We start from the raw sequence: 17,877 nt of genomic DNA, 5'->3' as shown, positions 1-17,877 counted from the left end.
CACCGGCGGGCCACATCCTGATGCACGGCCGTGAAATGCACCAGCGGCCGCCTGTGGCTGATCAGCGGCACCGGTGAAGGTCCCTGGCTCGCGGGGGCGCTGCTGGCGAACGGCTGGGAGCTGACCGTCTCCGTGGTGAGCCAAACGGCGGGGCGCGCTTACTCCCCGCACCCCCGGCTGCTGCTGGAGGTGGGCGCGATGCAGGGCAGCGCCGGCATCCAGCGGCACCTGGAGGCGGCGCGCCTCCAGCGGCGCCCCTACCAATGGGTGATCGACGCCAGCCATCCCTTTGCGGTGCAGATCAGCGCTCAGCTGGCGACGACCTGCCAGCCGCTGGGGCAACCGCTGCTGCGGCTGCTGCGGCCGCTGGAGCCGCACCTCGCCCCGCGGCAGACCCTGTTGAGCGATCTGCAGGCCCTGGGGAAGGAAGATCTGCGCGGTCAACGGCTGCTGCTGGCGATCGGTGCTCGCCATCTGGCCACCGCCGCTGCCCATGCCAGCGGGGTGGAGCTCTTCGCACGGGTGCTGCCCACACCCGCGAGCCTGCAGCAGGCGCGGGCAGCGGGGCTGCCGGATGCCCACCTGGCCTGCCTGCGGCCGGCGGGCGGCCCACTGGGGGGGGCGGCCCTCGGCATCGAGCAGGCGCTGCTGCGGCAGTGGCAGATCAGCGCGGTGCTCTGCCGGCAGTCGGGTGGGCACACAGAGCGCGGCTGGCAACAGCTCTGTGCCGCCAGAAATCTGCAGCTGCTGTTGCTGGCGCGCCCCGCCGAACCCCCAGGGGTGGAAGGCTTGCCGCTGACAGAGCTGCTGGAGAAGCTGGGCCAGCCCGCCCGCTGGCTCTAGCCATGCCACCGCCTTCCAACGACCCTGCCACGGCGCTCACACTGGTGCTCACCACCGAGGCGGACGCCGCCCATGCTGAGCGGCTGGCGCAGGCCCTGCTGGAGGAGCGGCTGGCGGTCTGCGTCAGCCTGCTGCCGATCACCTCGCTCTATCACTGGCAAGGAAGGATGGAGCGCAGCACGGAAGTGCAGCTGCTGATCAAAACCAGCGCCACCCAGCTGGAGGCGTTGAGGCGGCGCCTGCACGCATTGCACAGCTACGACACGCCGGAGTGGATCCACTGGCCGGCCCAGACTGAAGGCGCCTATGGCCTGTGGCTGCAGGATGAGCTGGCCGGCTCAGCCCAGATGCAGCCGCACCAGATCCTGCAGGGAGGCCTGGGGTCGGGGTCCCAGCTGGGTGACCACCAGGCCGGCGCAGAGTGAGCCCAGTCGACCGCAGTCCTCAAGGCTCTGGCCCTGGGTGTAGCCGTGCAGGAAGCCGGCCGCGTAGAGGTCGCCGGCGCCGGTGGTGTCCACCAGGGGGCCCAGCTGATATGCCGCAATCGTGTGACTGGTCCCTCCGGCCAGCACCAGCGATCCCTTTTCGCTGCGGGTGAGCGCGGCCACCTTGCAGCAACCACGCACCCGGTCCACCGCCTCCTCAAAGCTGTCGGTGGCATAGAGGGAGCAGATCTCCAGCTCGTTGGCGAAGAGCAGATCCACGTGGCCATCCACCAGTTCGAGGAAGCTGGCGCGGTGGCGCTCCACACAGAAACCGTCGGAGAGGCTGAGGGCCACCTCACCACCATGGGCGCGCACCACCTCGGCAGCGGCGATGAAAGCCCGCTTGGCCGGCTCGGAATCCCAGAGATAGCCCTCCAGGTAGAGCACCTTCGCCTGCCCCACCAGCTCCAGGTCGAGGTCGGCGGGATCGAGCGTCACCGAGGCCCCCAGATAGGTGCACATCGTGCGCTGGGCGTCGGGGGTAACCAGGATCAGACAGCGGGCCGTGGAGGGACCGGACGTGGTGGGGGGCGTCTGGAAGTGAGCTCCCACAGAACGAATGTCGTGGGCGAAGATCCCGCCCAGCTGATCGTTGCGGACACGACCGATGAAACCGGCGCGGCCGCCCAGCTGGGCGATGCCCGCCAAGGTGTTGGCTGCGGATCCGCCTGAGGTTTCAAGGCCAGGGCCAGAGGCGGCGTAGAGGCGATCGGCCTGGGCTTCATCCACCAGCGCCATGGTGCCTTTGGTGAGGCCATGGGCAGCAATGAAGGCATCATCCGCCTGCACCAGCACATCCACGATGGCGTTGCCGATGCCGACGACATCAAATTGTCTGGGCATCACGCGCTCAACAGGGCCCGCTTCGGACCGTGGATCGGATCCTCCACGACGATCGTCTGGTCACGTTGAGCCCCGAGGGACACGATGGCGATCGGCACCTCCATCAGCTCGGCGAGGAAGCGGAGATAAGCCATTGCCGTGTCCGGCAGCTCCTCAAGCTGGCGGCAGTCGGCAGTGGAGCTCTGCCAGCCGGGCAGCGTTTCGAAGATCGGCTGACAGCGGGCGAAATCCTCGGCACTGCTCGGGAAGTGGTCGATGCGCTCGCCGTTGAGCTCATAGGCCACGCACACCTGGATCTCGTCGAGCTCATCGAGCACATCAAGCTTGGTGATCGCCAGGCAATCGAGGCCGTTCACCTGAACGGCATAGCGGCCGATCACGCCATCGAACCAGCCGCAACGGCGCCGCCGGCCGGTGGTGGTGCCGAATTCATGGCCGCGATCGCAGAGGTGATCGTTGAGGCTGCCTTCGAGCTCGGTGGGGAAAGGCCCTTCGCCCACGCGGGTGGTGTAGGCCTTGGCCACACCGATTACACGGTCGATCAGCGTGGGGCCCACCCCTGCGCCGATGCAGGCGCCACCGGACACCGGATTGGACGAGGTGACGTAGGGGTAGGTGCCGTGATCAAGGTCGAGCAGGGTGCCTTGGGCCCCTTCGAACAGGATGTTCTTGCGGGCACGGGCGGCCTCGTGGATCGTGCGGGTGCAGTCGACAACGTGGGGCGCCAGCCGCTGGCCATAGGCGGCGTACTCAAGGATCACCTCCTCGGGATCGAGCGGCGGCAGGTCGTAGATGCGCTCCAGGATCAGGTTCTTTTCGGCCAGGGGGGCCAACAGGCGATCCCGCAACCGGTCCACATCGAGCAGGTCGAGCACCCGGATGCCGTTGCGCTCCGATTTGTCGGCATAGGTGGGGCCGATGCCCCGACCGGTGGTGCCGATGCGGCGATCGCCGCGGCGCTGCTCCATCGCCTGATCCAGCAGGCGGTGGTAAGGCATGGTCACGTGGGCCGTGGAGGCGAGCTTCAGGCCGGAGATGTCGATGCCGAACGTGGCGAGCATGTCGAGCTCACCGAGCATGACCTTCGGGTCGACCACCGTGCCGGAGCCGATCAGGCACGTGGTGTCGGGATAAAGAATGCCGGAAGGAATGAGGTGCAGTTTGAGCACCTTGTCGTCGACGACGATCGTGTGACCGGCGTTCACACCCCCCTGATACCGCACCACCACATCGGCGGAGCGGCTGAGCAGATCGGTGATCTTTCCCTTGCCTTCGTCACCCCATTGAGCACCGATGACGACGACATTGGCCAAGAAGGAAACAGCGGCCCGAAGCCGCTTCTAAGCACAAACAGAGAGCCTCTCAGATCAGCTGCCCCTTCGTAAACCCCCCAGCGGCATCCGTGATCCCGGCGGGGGTGGTCCGGGCTTCAGGCGCCGCGCACGGCGTTGGTTTCAGCCTTCTTGAGCTCCTTCTCGAGGCGGGCGCGCAACGCGTCGGGCAGCGGGCGGTTGGCGTAGTTGGTGTAGTGGCCCGCCAGCGAATTGACGGCGGTCTGCATGGTGGTGAAGGAGGGCAGGCCGTTCACGTTCGCCCGGGGGCGGTAAAGCGCCATGTAGTCAGAGATCAGGGCGCGGGCGTCGGTCTCGGCAGCGCTGCGGGCGGGGTCGTCCTGCTCCAGGGCGATGGTGCTCAGCAGGCTCTGGGCCACGGTCACGGTGTCGTCCACGTAGACGCCGCTGAGGTTGCCGGTGGCACTGCCACAGGCCGTGAGCGTGAGGGAGAGGCAAAGCGCGACCATCAGGGCCGACGCCATCAGCCGGCGGCCGAGACGTTGAACGGCGAGCAACAAGGGCCGGAAGGTGCCTTGGCCTGCTTCGAAACGCCAGGGGTGCGCGGCCATCGGTGCTCCTGATTGAATCGGGAAACTCTATAAGCCGTGCCAGCGAGTTCCCCCCGCACTCAGGCCCCCGGCGCTCAGCAGGAGGGGGCCCCCCTGCCCAGCCGGCCCGCTTCCACCACCGCGATCAGCTGGGCGGGCAGATCAGCGGCGGCCAGCTCCTGCCGCTCGCCGCTGCGGCGCTCCACCAGCTCCACCTGGCCCTGGGCGGCCCCGCGCCCCACCACAACCCGCCAGGGAATGCCGATCAGGTCGGCGTCCTTGAACTTCACACCCGCGCGCTCGGGGCGGTCATCGAGCAACACCTCGAGCCCGCCGGCCTCCAGGGCTGCATCGAGTCGCTCGGCCAGTTCCACCTGCACAGGCTCCTGCATGTTCGCCACCACCACGATCACTTCGTAGGGCGCGATCGGTAGCGGCCAGCAAATGCCGTTGGCGTCGTGGTGCTGCTCCACCGCCGCCTGGGCCAGCCGTGACACACCGATTCCGTAGCAACCCATCCACAGCGGCTCCTCCACTCCGGCCTCATTGGTGAAGCAGGCATCCAGGGCAGTGGAGTACTTGCGGCCCAGCTGGAAGATGTGCCCCACCTCGATGCCACGGCTGGCTTCCAGACGCTGCTCGGGGTCGTGCAGACAACGGTCACCCGGCTGGGCGGCGCGCAGATCCGCAGTGTCGGGCGTGGGCATGGCCTCGCCCCAGCAGGCTCCCACCAGGTGATGGTCGAGGCTGTTGGCACCGCAGACAAAAGCGCCGAGATCGGCGGCCGACGGATCGGCCAGCCGCAGGAAGCGCTGCTGCCAGCTCGCAGCCCCTTGCAGCAGCGCATCAGGCAGGTGGGGGCCCAGGAACCCCAGCGGCCAGGGCTCAAGCCCTTCCGCCAGAACTTGCTCAGGCGTGATCGGCTCGAGGCTCAGCAAGGCGCCTGAATCGGCGCAGCGGGCGGAAACCGCGTTGGAGAGCTTCACAGGATTGAGAGTCTGATCGCCGCGCAGGCTCACCAGCACGGGCAGGGGCCCACCGCTGGCGAAGCGGGCGAGCAGCACCAGCACCTTCACGGTTTGGGAAGGATCAAACCCATGGGCACTGCAGAGCGCCTCGATCGAGCGCTGAGCGGGGGTGGCCAGCAGGGTGGGGGGTGCCGTCGTTGCCAGTGGCACCGCCGGCTCCACCCGGGAGCAGGCGCGCTCCTGGTTGGCGGCGTAACGGCCATCGGGGCTGGCGAGGATCAGATCTTCGCCGGCATCGGCGGTGACCATGAACTCCTGGCTGGCGGAACCACCGATGGCACCGCTGTCGGCCTCCACCGCCACGGCACGCAAGCCGCAACGCTCGAAGATGCGTCGGTAGGCCTGGTCCATCACGCCGTAAGCCGCTTTGAGATCCTGCTCATCGGCGTGGAAGGAATAAGCGTCCTTCATGATGAATTCCCTGCCACGCATCAGCCCGAAACGGGGCCTGATCTCATCGCGGAATTTCGTCTGAATCTGATACAGACATACCGGCAACTGTCGGTAGGAACGCAACAGATCCGCCGCCAGAGCCGTGATCACTTCCTCGTGGGTGGGGCCCAGGCCAAGCGAACGGTCCTGGCGGTCGAGCAGGTGGAACATGATGCCCTCCCCAGCGGTGTAGCCCTGCCAGCGGCCGCTGCGCTCCCAGAGTTCGCTGGGCTGCAGCTGGGGGAGAAGGGTTTCCAGCGCCCCAGTGGCGTTCATCTCTTCTCGCACGATGGCCGACACCTTCTGCAGAACACGCCACAGCAAGGGCAGGTAGGCGTAGATCCCGGAACCGATGCGGCGGATGTAACCAGCACGCAGCAGCAGCCGATGGGAGGGAATCTCCGCCTCCGCAGGATCGTCGCGAAGCGTCACCAGCATCAGGCGGGAGACACGCATCGAGCGAACCGGAGCAGGGGCTGGACGCTATCACCGAGCCCCTCGGCAGGGGCGAGCGGCAAGAACGACGGCGAAAGGCTCGGCGGGAACCCAAACGCCGCGGCGATTTCTGCTACATTCATTTTTGAGTCCCAGTAGTCCAAGGTTTGTCTCATGTCCACACATCCGAAGGGCGCTTTCGGGGGTGGGGTGGCCGGCCCTGGCCCTGGTTCCCCTGCGGTACCCCCACACGCTCAAGACTCCACGCCCCCCGGCGCCCCGTCCTTCAGTGCCGACGCACCCCCGGAAGGCCTGATCACCATCGATGAGGTGCAGCGGGCTCTGAACCGCTCGCGCGCCTCGGTGTATCGCTACACCAACACCGAACCGCGCAATCTCAATCCTCCCTTCAACCCACGGCGTCTCAACCCCGAATACCGCACCGATCAGAAGGAAGCGCTGCTGTTTCACCCCAACGAAGTGGCCAGGTTCGCCCGTGACGTGCTTCGCATCAAGGAAGTCACAGTGGAAGTTCTCAACGCCCCTTCCACCATCACCCAGCAATTGCTGGGATCCATCCTTGACGAACTGCAGGGGATCCGGCGCCTACTTCAGGGCATGGAACGTGCTCCCACCGACCTGAACAGCAAACGGGAGCACATTGAGCAGTCACGGCCGGCAGCCTGATCGCTGCCTCCTGACAGGCGTTCCACACGACGCACGGCAAGCAAAACGAAAAGATGGCATAATCGAGCCAAGATCCATGCCGAAATGGTGGATTAACTCCACCATTTTTGCAGCAGACGTTACAGACCTGCCCCAGCAGCGCTGTTCCTGCTCTGGATCTGCCACCCGAGCCCCACGGCCTTTCGTGCCGCAATCCTGAGCTCGGGGGGTGTCCCTCAATCCCCGTCCATGGACTCCGCCCAGTCTCGATTTCCAGCCGAAGACCTCCCTTCCACGCTCACTGAATCCGACGCCGACCCTGGCGAGGACCCATTCAGTACGGAATCCCTCCTGTTTTCCAGCTCGGCCGTTGCGGGCGGCTTGATCGGCCTGATGGCCGTGTTCATTCCGTTGATCTCGGTGATGGGATCTCGGCCTGCCGTCCTGCCCCGCCTGAGCCGTCTGCCAAGCGCACCAGCGCCCCTGCACCACAACCAGGCCCAGCCGCCTTCCTCGGGCATCGGTCCATTGAGCCTGCCCCGAAAGGTTCTGCGCTGAACAGCCCCTCGCTGAGCTTGCTCACTTCCTGAACGTCCCCTCAGGCAGAGCCAACTCCAGTGGCAAGTTGTGCGATGGCAACGCCGCACGTGCTGCCCCATGACGGCGCTCACAGGCGGTGCACTGGCGGTGCTCAGGGGGTCTGCAGTGTCTGCTCTCAGGCCACGCGCTGGAGCAGAAAGCCTTCGTAGTCGAGGGCCTGAAAGATGCGTGCAGGGTCGCCGAAACCTGCGGCATTCACCAATGCCGTGAGGCGGGCATCGCCGATCGGATGGAGGCCCTGGGTGAGGGGGGCGATCCGGTCGGCATCCAGCTCGAGGCCGCTCACCCTCTGAAAGCCGAGCCAGGCCTCGGTGATCTGCTCCTGGAGGAGCGGCAGGGCCGGCCGCATCAGATCCACCAGCACCAGTTGGCCGCCGGGCCGCAGACAGCGGGCCAAGGCACTCAGGAACGCCAGCTTGGTGCCGTCGTCTGGGAGCGACTGGAGCACGAGCACGGAAAGAGCGCCGGCGAACCCCTGCTCGTTCGTGAGCGCCTCTGCCGTGGTTTGCAGCCAGCGGATCGGGGCAGCCTCGCCGAGGCGCTGCCTTGCGGCGGCGAGCATGGCCGCTGAAGGGTCGATCGCCGTGAGTTGCCAATCGGGGCGTTGAGCAACGGCTTCCACCAGCTCAGCCCCCGTGCCGCATCCGGCCACCAGCACCTCGGCGCCCTCAGGAGCGGCGAGCGGGGAAGCGGCGAGCAAGGCCACAGCCAAGCGCGCCAGGCTGGCGTAGCCCGGGATCAACCGCTGCACCACCAGGTCGTAACCCTCGGGTTCGAGCGGATCGATCAGAGGAGAAACTTCAGCTGACGCCAAGGCCCAGGATCCGTTGTCAGCGATGCTAGGCGGCACCGCGGGCTGGGCAGCCCGTTGGCAATCCCGCGACAGCGACGCCGAGCCTGGGAAATGGGCCAACAAGCGTTGCATTCACGGGCAAGGGCCACCGCCTGCAGGTAGGTTGGTCGGCGCCCAGACTCCCTCCCTGCCGTGCCCACGATCCGGTTCGAAAACGAAGGCCAGAACGTCGGTTGCATCGAGGGGGCGAACCTCCGCAAGGCGGCACTCGACGCTGGCATCAACCCCTACAAAGGGTTGAACAACCTCAACAACTGCGGGGGCCTGGGCCAGTGCGGCACCTGCGTCGTCGAGGTGCTGGAGGGCGAGCGCAACCTCTCCCCCCGCAGCGACGTCGAACAGGTGTACCTCTCCGATCGTCCGGCCAACTACCGCCTGAGCTGCCGCACCAGCGTCACGGGGGATGTCACCATCCGCACCCGTCCGGATGCCGCCGTCGGCAAGGGCTCCAACAGTCTGGTTGGTGCGCTCAAGGCCCTCGTCGGCATGAAGTGAGCGTGGGCCTGAGGGTCTACAGCTACGCCGCCTGCTCCACCTGCAGAAAAGCCCTGCGCTGGCTGCAGGAGCATGGCCTCGACGCCGAGGTGATTGACATCACCCTTCATCCTCCTTCCCTGGAGGAGTTGCGCCTGGCCCTCGCCCAGCTCGAACGCCGCCGCTTGTTCAACACCAGCGGCGTCAGCTACCGCGCCCTGGGCTCCGCCGTGGTGAAAGCCATGGACGACGAAGCCGCCTTGGCCGCACTGGCCTCTGACGGGAAGCTGATCAAGCGGCCCTTCCTGATCAGCGCCAGCGGCACCGTGCTCACGGGCTTTGATCCCCAGCAGTGGCAGACGCTGCTTCGACCGGAGGCACCGGCGGCACCGTGAGCTGATCGAGCTCGCGGATCAGGGCATCGATGCCGCTGCGGTTGATCTGGCCCAGATAGGTGAGCTTGAGCTCCTCAAGCAGCGAGCACAACAGGTGCTGACTGCGCGTCACGGCTGGGCCCGATTCGAGGCTGCCGGCCAGCTCTTCCCAGAAACGGTCGAGGGAGCGCTGCATCAGGTCGATCTGGCGGTCGTCCGGGTACTCCAGCCGCCGGCCGGCATTGCGGGACAGCTCCAGGAGGCTGTCCACCATCCCGGCGGACAGCTGGCGGGCGAGCTCCTGCTCCACCTGCAGCAGCGGCTGAAGCTGGCGCAGCGCCTGAGGCACCACGGTCTGCTGCAGGCTCTGCTGAAGGATGTGGCTCAGCAGGGCTCGCAGTTCCGGCGCCAGCCGCGGCATCACGTCGTTGAGCAGCAGGGGGCCCCAGATGCGCAACAGCTCCACCAGCTCACGCTCCTCGTTGATCGTCACGGTCTGGTGGCTGCGCAGGGCCCGGATGCGCCGGGGCCAGTGGGGGGAACGGATCAGTCCCTGAGCCCCATCCACCAGCTGCAGGGCCAGCACCTCGAACAGCTCCACGGCCAGCAGCGACACCACTCCCCTGCTCACCACCGCGCGCAGCGGCTCGAAGTTGACGAGGCCGCTCACCTGCAGCCGCTCCACCACGGGAACCAGGCGCAGCCAGCGCCAGAAGGGGAGCAGCAGTGGCAGATCGGTCCAGCGGCGCAGCAGCGCTCCCCCCCAGCTCAGCCCGGGGATGCGCCGCCGCAGCCGGGCGGCGCGCAAGAGAATGTCGAGCAGAAAGACGCTCTGGAACGCCAGCAGATCCAGTCGCCAGAAGTGGTCGGTGGGGCGGCCGTTCTCATCGATTGATCGCCAGTAGTTGGTGGACACCAGCGGCAGCACCTGCTGCTGCCAGAAGCGGCGCTCCGTTTCCCAGGTGTGCTGGCGCAGCCATGCATCGCTCAGCAGCCTCTCGGCAGAGCCTTTGGCGGAATCCAGGTCAGCCTGCTGGCGCAGGCGGTTCTTGATCTTCTCCAGCGTGCCCGCCCCCACCGAAGCCAGGAACGGGTTGTCGTCGATCATCTGCTGGGTGAGCTCCACCTGCCGACGACGCAGCTCCGGCGCGCTCTCACCCGCGGAAAGGGCACGATCGAGCTGCTCGAACGCGGCCAGGTAGGCCTGGGTTTCCCGGTGCGGTTCGATGCCCTTCACCGGGTCGTAGAGGGGGGTGATGTCGGGCAGCAACGGCAGCGGCAGGACCACCGGCAGCGAAGGCAGCGGATAGAGGTTCCGCTGCAGCCAGAAGGTGCGCAGCGGAACGTAGGTGAGGTCGAAGCAGACCCACAGCAGATTGAAGCTGGCCCAGATCGCCACGAAACGGTCCCAGCGGCGCGCCAACGCATTGCTGGCAAAAGGCCGGATCGCATGCCAGCGGGGGCGGACCATGAACACCGAGCGGTTTGGTCAGGGTAGGAACGCAAGGGAACATGGCTGGGCGCTTAAGGTTTCAAATCGGCCACTTCGCGCCTCCGGCGCCCTCCCTCCGCTGCCCGAACTCTCTTGACCACTGAGGATCTGCCAAGGCCTCCAGAAGCGCCCACGAACCCCGAGCAGCCTTCCCCTCCGCCGAAGGGCCATCGCGGCGGTGAATCCGAGAGCGCCTGGGCCTTCTGGCGCAGCGTCCTGATCACCCTGCTGGTGGCGCTGGGCATCCGCCAGTTTCTGATGGAGGCCCGCTTCATCCCCTCTGGCTCGATGTTGCCGGGGCTGCAGATCAACGACCGGCTGCTGGTGGAAAAGCTGTCGCTGCGGAACCGCGAGCCACGCCGGGGCGAAATCCTGGTGTTCAACTCCCCCTTCCATTTCGATCCAGCTCTGCGAAAGGATCGCAACAGCGGTCCGCTGCGCTGCCTGCTGGTGAACATTCCACTGGTGGGCTCACTGCCGGGCCTTCAGGAGCCGGCCTGCGATGCCTACATCAAGCGAGTGGTGGCCCTGCCGGGCGAGCGCGTGGCCGTGGATCCCCGCGGGCGGGTGAGCATCAACGGCAAGCTGCTCAATGAGCCGTACGTCAAGAATTACTGCCCCGTCGACAGTCAGGGAGCGGGGCCCTGCCGCACCATCAACACCGTGGTACCGGCCGGTTCGGTGCTGGTGCTGGGCGACAACCGCGCCAACAGCTGGGATGGACGCTTCTGGCCCGGCTCCCCCTTCCTGCCCCAGAAAGAGGTGATCGGCCGGGCCTTCTACCGGTTCTGGCCGCTGGATCGCCTGGGTGAGCTCGGCGAAAACGACAAGGCCAGTGGTGAATCAGCGGTTCCGCCCCTGCTCATACCTGAGGCCCCCGCCACAGCTCCGGCAGCACCCCCACCGCCAGCACCCGGCCAGTGACAGTTTCACCTTCGAAGGGCTGATTAGCCGCACGCGACGCATAGGGATCGGCTGCCTCCAGGGTTGACGCGGCGGCGGGATCGAACAGCAACCAGCGGCGTGAACCGGGCTCCAGCCTGTCTTCGTCCAGCCCCAGCAACCTGGCGGGGCCCCAGCAGAGACGCTGCCAGAGCGCAGCAGGCGCCCAACCCTGCTGCACCACCAGCTCCTGCCACAGGGCAGGCAGCACATGGCGGTGACCAGCCAGCCCGGGGCGGCGCTGATCGAGCGGCAGCAGGCGTTCTTCGGCATCAAGCGGCAGGTGATGCACTGCCACCGCTGTGAGCACCCCGTCGGCAAGGGCCTGGATCAAGGCGTGGCGATCCTCCGGGCTGCCCAGCGAGGGTTCAAGGCGCCAGCCTTCGGCCACCGGATCAAGGCTGCCGCTGTCCGCCACCAGGTGCCACCAGCAGACGCTCGCCTGCAGCGGCAGCCCGGAGCTGCGCAACAGGGCCACCCCCGCAGCGGTGGAGAGATTCGCCAGCCGCAGCGGAGCATCGGGCAGGGCGCGGGCCAGCTGCAGCAGGCTCTGCAACGGCAGCGTTTCGCTGAACACGGGATCCGGCGGCCAACCAGCCCGGAGCGCCTCCACGCTCTCCCGCACGAAACCGCCGAGGGTGAGGTCAGGGTCGCGGGGTGAAAGCAACACGGGCAGAGGCCCCGCCTCCGCCAGCCGCAGCCCGCGCTCCAGCAACGCCAGGGGCGGCAGGGCGCCGTCTTCGGCCAGGCCGATGGCGCCGACCGCCGCCAGATCACCATGGGGCGCCAGCTCCTGGCCGCGTCCTCCGCGGCTGAACGCCCCCCAGAGCGGCAGGAGAAAGGGATCTGGGGCCTGCAACTGCAGCCGCTCCGGACGGTCCCGCCAACTGCCGGCCCGGGGAAGCAAGGCCACGGTGCCATAGCCCGCCGCCGCCGCGGAGGCCACCAGGCTGGCCAGGGTTTCCGCCCGACCAGCGAAGGGCTCCTCCAGGGTGCTGTGGGGATCCACCAAGGCCGGGGCCAGCAGCCAGTCGTGGGCGACCAGCGGCACGAGACCACGATGCTGCGCCTCGCTGGCGGCGGCCTGATCGAAACCGATCAGCACGCCATCATCGAGCAGCACATCGCGGTGGCGCAGGGGCTGATCCGGACCGGCCAGCACCTGCACCTGCGACAGGAAGCGGGCCGCCATCAGAGCGCACCGGCAGCCGTGCGGTCGATCACACCACCGAGGTGGCTGGTGAGGTTGAGGCTGGATACGACCGGCCAGGCGGAAACAGGGCCGCTGGCCTGGCGGGCGGGGTAATCGATGACAGTGACGCCGCCGTTGCCCTGCTTGACCATCCAGATGTCGGCGGGGCTGAGCCCGAGCAAGGCGCAGAGCAGGGTTTTGTTGACGGCATCGTGGGCCACCACGAGCGCGGTCTCGTCGTCGGCAAGGCTGCGGGCGATCCGCTCCCAGGTGTCGAGCGAACGATCCCAGACCTGCTGAAGGTTCTCCCCATCGGGCATCTGCACGGTGTGGGGCGCCCGCTTCCAGTCGGCCAGCAACTGGGGCCAACCGGCCTCAATCTCCGCCTCCAGCCTGCCCTCCCACTGGCCGTGGCCGATCTCCACCAGGCCCTGCAGGCTGGTGAGTGGCACGCCGGGGTGGAGCGCCAGGATCGCTTCGGCGGTCTGGCGTGGCCGCGCCATGGCACTGCTGTAGGCCCGCTGGATCGGCAGCTCGGCCAGGAAACGGCCGGCGGCGGCGGCCTGCTCCTGGCCATGGCCGTTGAGCGGAATGTCGATCTGCCCCTGGAAGCGCCCCTGGCGGTTCCAGTCGGTTTCGCCGTGGCGCACGAGCAGCAGGCGGGGCCCCTCCCCCTTCGGTGGCACCGGCACACCCAGATGGGCGGTGCCATTGAGCGATTCGATCTGCACCTCCACGGTGTGATCGGGGCGTCGGCGCAGATTCAGCACCGAGAGGGAGGCGTTATCCACGCGCAGCCGCTGAAAGTCGCTGGCGGGCAGACCGAGTGCCGCCAGCAGCAGACAGCGCAGGATGGCGTTGTGGGCCACCACGAGCACCGACACGGGCCCATCAGCCGAAGACGTTTCGGCCGCAGGGTCGGTCACCGGCAGATGGCGCTTCAGCAGGCGTTCGAGGAAATCGGCGGCCTGGTCCCTGAGTTCGGGTACCGGCCGGTAGGGCTGGCCGTGGCGGGTCAGTTCGAGGGTGTGGGGGGCCTGGCGCCAGAGCGCGTAGTCGGCAGGAAACCGGTCGCGGATCTCGCGGCTCAGCAGACCGCTCCAGGGGCCCAGATCCACCTCCAGCAGACCGCTGTCCGCCTCGGCGCGCTGTCCGCCGCCATGGGCTTCCAGCAGGGCGGCGGCCGTGGCGCTGGCGCGGCTGAGCGGCGAGGTGTAAGCGGCGGCGATGTCAAGCCCGCGCAGAGCCTCACCGGTGGCGGTGGCCTGACGCACGCCTTCGCTCGTGAGGGTGGAAAGGTCGTCGCGCCCCTGCACCCGATGCTCGGTGTTGAAGCTGCTCAGCCCGTGACGGACCAGAAGAAGCCGGAGGGGCACAGGGATGGAGCCGCAAGCGAGGCCATCGTATGGGAGGGCTTCAGGGCACAATCGATGCAAAGACGGGACGTGTTGTGACAACGGCAGGCCCCAGACAACGCATCCCCCCCTGGAAAACGGCGCTGGCCTTCGTCAGCCTGGCCCTCAGCCTGCTGCTCTGGGTCAATGGCCTGGTGGCAAGCCTCACCCGCCCATCGGTAGGCAACGATCTCGGCCGGCGCCAGCTTGAGTTGGCCGCGCTGGCGGCGCCCCAACTGCCCCCCAGCTGGCGTGCCGCCGTGGTGGGCCAGGAGCCGGAAGCCTCACTGCTGGCTGAACTGCAGCGCCAGGCCCAGCTGCCGCCCCTGCCGGACAGCGCCGAAAACGATCAGGACCCCGAGTTTGCCCGCGTCCAGCAGCGCTCCACCCTGTTGACCCGGGCGTTGCTGCTGATCCGTGCGGGCACTCCCGAGGAAGCCCGCCCCCTGCTGGAGCGGCTCGATGACGGCACCGACCCTGGCCAGAGCGCCCTGATCCAGAGCCTGTTGGCGGGCAGCCCAAGGACCGGCGTCGACCCGGTGGCCGCTGCTCTACCGCTGGAGAACCCGCTCCAGCGGCGCCTCACCTGCCAGGCACTGGGCGGGTCTGCGGACCGCTGCGCCCTGCCTGCAGAAGAGCGCCGGGCCAAGGCCCAGCTGCTGGCGGCGAACGCGCTGCCGGCCCTGGCCCTGCTGGCCGGCCTGGCCCTGCTGGTGCGAGCGGCCTGGGTGCGCGTGAGAACCAAACCGAGCCCGCTGCCGCCGCTGGTGGGACCGGAGCTGGGGGCGGTGGATCTGATCCTGCTGATCTCGGGCGGCTTCGTGCTGCTGGGCGAAGTGCTCACGCCGGTGCTGGTGAGCCCGGTGCTGAAGCAGTTGCTCGACGGGCTGCAGGTGGAACCCTCCCTGGCGAAAGGCCTCACCGTGGTGGCGCTCTACCTCGGCCTCATCGCCGCTCCGCTGGCGATTCTGCTGCTGATGCTGCCCAAGGCCGGCCCCGAGGGGGGGTGGCTGCAGTTCCGCTGGCGGCCGCTGGCGCCCACTTTGGGTAGGTCGTTTCAGTATTTTCTGATGGTGCTGCCGCTGGTGAGCTTCGCCGGCTGGCTGCAGCAGCAGATCTGGCCGGATCCCGGTGGCAGCAATCCGCTGCTGGAGATGGTGCTCAACAACCGCAGCAGCCTCGGCCTGCTGTGTTTCGCCTTCACCGCCGTTGTGCTGGCTCCTCTGTTCGAGGAAGTGATCTTTCGTGGTGTGCTGCTGCCGGTGGTGGCCCGCGACCTTGGACCCAGCTGGGGAGTGGTGATCAGTGCCACCATCTTCGCGGTGGCGCACCTGAGTCTTGGGGAGCTTCCCGCCCTGTTCGTGCTGGGCCTGGCCCTGGGCTGGCTGCGGCTCAACAGCGGCCGGTTGAGTGCAAGTGTGTGGCTGCATTCCCTCTGGAACGGCTTCACCTTCACCAACCTGCTTCTGCTGGGAAGCTGACGTCGCCTTGCTGAGCCTGCGCACGCATGGTTCACTGGCGGATCGAGGCACATTCCCGTGGTCGCTGTCCCTTCAGCCGCACCTGCTGCAGAGCCCTCCCTTCACCGGCGCTCCTTCGCCGTCATCCACGGTTCTCTGTCGTCGCGCAAGGTTGCGCGACAAGCTCCAGTTCTCGCCGTGCTTCACAAGGCTGCTGATGGTCTCCTGATCGCCCTTGGCGGCTCGATGATCGGTCTGGCAGCCCTCACGGTCCACTGGCAGAGCCAATGGACCAGGAGCTACCAGGAATTGGAATCGTCTCAGGTGCTTGAGCACCGCCTGCAGGAATCGGTGGCCCAGTTGGAGCGCCATCACCTGACGGCGGCTCGGCGGCCCGGTCAGTTGATCCCGACGAGCATCCGCCAACTCGTTTATCTGCCCTCGCCATCGGATCACCACAAGGCCGCTGCGCAACTCCCCCTGCTCGGCCAGGTGAACGCCACCATGCTCGACGTCAGCCAGCGCACCGTTCGTCCCGGTTACTGAGGTGGTGCGATCAAGGGGATGGACCGGTTCCGCGCCGTCTGCGCCCATCCGGCGAAACGACCCCCCTGCGCGCGGTGGCCGCAACCGTCGGGTGGTTGCGTTGCAGTCGGTACCGGCCGGACGGCTAGTGGCCGTCTTCCTGCTGCTGGCCGCCGGCCTGGTCGGTCTGTCGATCCGCCTGGCCTGGCTGCAGGTCAAGGAAGGTGACCGGCTGCAGTCGAGGGCGCGCGCCGTTCAGACCCAGCAGGTGGAACCGATCGGCCGCCGCAGGCCGATCGTGGATCGCCAGGGGCGACTGGTGGCTCTCGATGAAGAGCGCTTCACCCTCTGGGCCCATCCCCGCTTTTTCAACTTTCCGGGCGATGACCCGCAATTGGTCCGCACGCCCACCGATGTGGCCCAGAGGCTGGCATCGGTGCTGGCCATGCCGGAAACAGCCCTCGTTCAGAGCATGGGGCCACGCCGCTCAGGGGTGAAACTCGCCACCGAGCTGGATCCGGAAACTGCCCGCCGCGTGCGGGAGCTGGGCATCAGCGGCTTGGATCTTGAGGCCTACCCCCAGCGCATCTATCCCCAGGGGCAGCTGTTCGCCAACGTGGTGGGGTTCCTCAATCTCGAACGGGTGGCCCAGGCGGGCCTTGAGCAGAGCCGCGACAAGGAACTCCGCCGCCACGAGGGCGTGCGCAAGATGCGCCGCGGCGCCGATGGCACCCCTCTACCGGACGGCATCCAGGCCGGTGCCCTCTACAGCGACGACCTGAGGCTTCAGCTCACCCTCGACGCCAGGCTGCAGCAGGTGGCCCAGCAGGCGCTGGTGAAGCAGATGAAGCAATGGAAGGCGAAACGCGGCGCCGCCATGGTCATGGACGTGCGCAATGGCGAACTGCTGGCGCTCGCCTCCGCCCCCAGCTACGACCCCAACCGGTTCTGGAGCTTCTCGCCGTCCCTCTTCCGGGAGTGGTCGGTGCAGGATCTCTACGAACCGGGCTCCACCTTCAAGCCGATCAACCTGGCGATTGCTTTGCAGGAAAAAGCGATCAAGGCCGATGGAAAAGTGAGTGACAGCGGCCAGCTCACAATCGGCGGCTGGCCGATCTTCAACAACGACCGCAAGGGCAACGGCCTGATCGATTTCCCCACCGTGCTGCAGGTGTCGAGCAACGTGGGCATGGTGCTGGCCATGCGGCAGGTGAAGCCGGCGCAGTTCTGGGAATGGCTGCGCAGGATCGGCATCGACACGACACCGGACACCGACCTGCCGGGAGCCGTCGCCGGCCAGCTCAAGAGCCGGGAGATCTTCACCACCCAACCGATCGAGCCGGCCACCGCGGCCTTTGGCCAGGGCTTCTCGCTCACCCCGCTCAAGCTGCTGCAGCTCCACGCCATGCTCGCCAACGGCGGCCGGCTGGTGAGCCCGCACATCACCCGCGGCCTGCGCTCGGGCGAAGGTCTGGCGGACGCCGCACCACCGGCCCAGGGCCTGCCGGTGCTGGATCCGGCCGTCACCAAGCAGGTGCTGGCCTGGATGGAATCGGTGGTGAAGAGCAGCAGTAGTCCTGGCGTCAAGATGGAGGGGTACCGGATCGGCGGCAAGACCGGCACGGCCCAGAAGGCCCTCAACGGCGTGTACATCGCCGGCGCCCGCATCTGTAGCTTCGTGGCCACGCTGCCGATCGAGGACCCCCGCTACGTGGTGCTGGTGGTGGTGGACGAACCCCAGGGGTCCAATGCCTACGGCTCCACCGTGGCGGTGCCGGTGGCCCGGCAGATCATCGAAGCCCTGCTGGTGCTCGAAAAGGTGGCCCCCAGCGAACCGGCGCGCAATCCCGCTGCGGCTGCAGGCGCTCAAGCTGGAGCTGCTGGCAGGACCACCCCGGCTCAGGGGGCCGCAACGGTGCGGGGTTGAGCACGGTCAGGAGTGGGCCGCAAAGCTGCT

At 67.6% G+C, this 17,877-nt stretch carries 17 protein-coding genes; 9 read left to right on the top strand and 8 right to left on the bottom strand.

Translation table 11 applies throughout. The features are described 5' to 3' along the window. Nucleotides 1–30: 30 nt before the first annotated feature. Both KBZ19_RS09720 and cutA read left to right on the top strand, forming a co-directional pair. Nucleotides 31–843, top strand: coding sequence for a precorrin-6A/cobalt-precorrin-6A reductase (locus KBZ19_RS09720; protein ID WP_094512946.1), 813 nt, complete (start codon nt 31–33; stop codon nt 841–843). 2 nt (nt 844–845) lie between these two features. Beyond that, nucleotides 846–1,268, top strand: coding sequence for a divalent-cation tolerance protein CutA (cutA, locus tag KBZ19_RS09715; protein WP_255100792.1), 423 nt, complete (start codon nt 846–848; stop codon nt 1,266–1,268). Here the strand turns inward: cutA and KBZ19_RS09710 are convergent. The 4 genes from KBZ19_RS09710 to KBZ19_RS09695 all read right to left on the bottom strand — a co-directional run bounded on the left by KBZ19_RS09710 (nt 1,182) and on the right by KBZ19_RS09695 (nt 5,969). Then, nucleotides 1,182–2,171: an adenosine kinase gene (locus tag KBZ19_RS09710; RefSeq protein ID WP_094512948.1), complete on the bottom strand. Its 990-nt coding sequence runs from the start codon at nt 2,169–2,171 to the stop codon at nt 1,182–1,184. The two genes, cutA and KBZ19_RS09710, sit on opposite strands and share 87 nt — an antisense overlap. Further along, on the bottom strand, nt 2,171–3,484 hold the full coding sequence (locus KBZ19_RS09705; protein ID WP_094512949.1) for an adenylosuccinate synthase: 1,314 nt from the start codon (nt 3,482–3,484) through the stop codon (nt 2,171–2,173). The genes KBZ19_RS09710 and KBZ19_RS09705 overlap by 1 nt, the downstream gene beginning before the upstream one ends. Nucleotides 3,485–3,600: 116 nt before the next feature. Beyond that, entirely contained in the window at nt 3,601–4,074 is a 474-nt protein-coding gene (gene psb27 / locus KBZ19_RS09700; protein ID WP_198948288.1) for a photosystem II protein Psb27, read from the bottom strand. 74 nt (nt 4,075–4,148) lie between these two features. After that, a complete protein-coding gene (locus KBZ19_RS09695) occupies nt 4,149–5,969 on the bottom strand; it encodes a proline--tRNA ligase (protein WP_255100791.1) in 1,821 nt (606 codons plus the stop codon). 153 nt (nt 5,970–6,122) lie between these two features. Here KBZ19_RS09695 and KBZ19_RS09690 point away from each other — a divergent pair, with 153 nt between their 5' ends. Beyond that, nucleotides 6,123–6,635, top strand: a complete 513-nt coding sequence (locus KBZ19_RS09690; RefSeq protein ID WP_233132998.1) for a hypothetical protein — start codon at nt 6,123–6,125, stop codon at nt 6,633–6,635. 694 nt (nt 6,636–7,329) lie between these two features. On the opposite strand, the gene KBZ19_RS09685 is transcribed toward KBZ19_RS09690, so the two are convergent. After that, entirely contained in the window at nt 7,330–8,028 is a 699-nt protein-coding gene (locus KBZ19_RS09685) for a class I SAM-dependent methyltransferase (protein WP_233132999.1), read from the bottom strand. A gap of 171 nt (nt 8,029–8,199) precedes the next feature. On the opposite strand from KBZ19_RS09685, the gene KBZ19_RS09680 reads away from it, so the two are divergent. Together KBZ19_RS09680 and KBZ19_RS09675 are read left to right on the top strand one after the other, a co-directional pair. Next, entirely contained in the window at nt 8,200–8,562 is a 363-nt protein-coding gene (locus KBZ19_RS09680; protein ID WP_094512953.1) for a 2Fe-2S iron-sulfur cluster-binding protein, read from the top strand. Then, nucleotides 8,559–8,936 (top strand): Spx/MgsR family RNA polymerase-binding regulatory protein, encoded by a 378-nt coding sequence (locus tag KBZ19_RS09675; RefSeq protein ID WP_255100790.1) that lies wholly within the window; start codon nt 8,559–8,561, stop codon nt 8,934–8,936. The genes KBZ19_RS09680 and KBZ19_RS09675 overlap by 4 nt, the downstream gene beginning before the upstream one ends. On the opposite strand, the gene KBZ19_RS09670 is transcribed toward KBZ19_RS09675, so the two are convergent. Then, the gene (locus KBZ19_RS09670) at nt 8,872–10,386 is read right to left on the bottom strand and encodes a hypothetical protein (RefSeq protein ID WP_255100789.1); all 1,515 of its coding nucleotides are present in this window, start codon (nt 10,384–10,386) and stop codon (nt 8,872–8,874) included. The two genes, KBZ19_RS09675 and KBZ19_RS09670, sit on opposite strands and share 65 nt — an antisense overlap. Nucleotides 10,387–10,500: 114 nt before the next feature. On the opposite strand from KBZ19_RS09670, the gene lepB reads away from it, so the two are divergent. Further along, entirely contained in the window at nt 10,501–11,331 is an 831-nt protein-coding gene (gene lepB, locus KBZ19_RS09665; protein WP_255100788.1) for a signal peptidase I, read from the top strand. Here the strand turns inward: lepB and KBZ19_RS09660 are convergent. Continuing rightward, on the bottom strand, nt 11,270–12,541 hold the full coding sequence (locus KBZ19_RS09660; RefSeq protein WP_255100787.1) for a dihydroorotase: 1,272 nt from the start codon (nt 12,539–12,541) through the stop codon (nt 11,270–11,272). The two genes, lepB and KBZ19_RS09660, sit on opposite strands and share 62 nt — an antisense overlap. Continuing rightward, nucleotides 12,541–13,917, bottom strand: coding sequence for a histidine phosphatase family protein (locus KBZ19_RS09655; protein WP_255100786.1), 1,377 nt, complete (start codon nt 13,915–13,917; stop codon nt 12,541–12,543). Before KBZ19_RS09655 ends, KBZ19_RS09660 begins: the two co-directional genes overlap by 1 nt. A 74-nt stretch (nt 13,918–13,991) precedes the next feature. On the opposite strand from KBZ19_RS09655, the gene KBZ19_RS09650 reads away from it, so the two are divergent. From KBZ19_RS09650 to KBZ19_RS09640, 3 genes are all read left to right on the top strand, one after another. Then, a complete protein-coding gene (locus KBZ19_RS09650) occupies nt 13,992–15,416 on the top strand; it encodes a CPBP family intramembrane glutamic endopeptidase (protein ID WP_255100785.1) in 1,425 nt (474 codons plus the stop codon). A gap of 177 nt (nt 15,417–15,593) precedes the next feature. Next, nucleotides 15,594–15,941, top strand: a complete 348-nt coding sequence (locus KBZ19_RS09645; RefSeq protein ID WP_094512957.1) for a hypothetical protein — start codon at nt 15,594–15,596, stop codon at nt 15,939–15,941. Between the two features lie 91 nt (nt 15,942–16,032). Further along, nucleotides 16,033–17,847 (top strand): penicillin-binding protein 2, encoded by a 1,815-nt coding sequence (locus KBZ19_RS09640; RefSeq protein ID WP_315856346.1) that lies wholly within the window; start codon nt 16,033–16,035, stop codon nt 17,845–17,847. Nucleotides 17,848–17,877 lie beyond the last annotated feature (30 nt).

The organism is Synechococcus sp. L2F (assembly GCF_024345695.1).
Classification (GTDB): domain Bacteria; phylum Cyanobacteriota; class Cyanobacteriia; order PCC-6307; family Cyanobiaceae; genus MW101C3.
The sequence above is the reverse complement of the archived record's forward strand: the minus strand, read 5'-3'. Positions and strand labels throughout refer to the sequence as shown.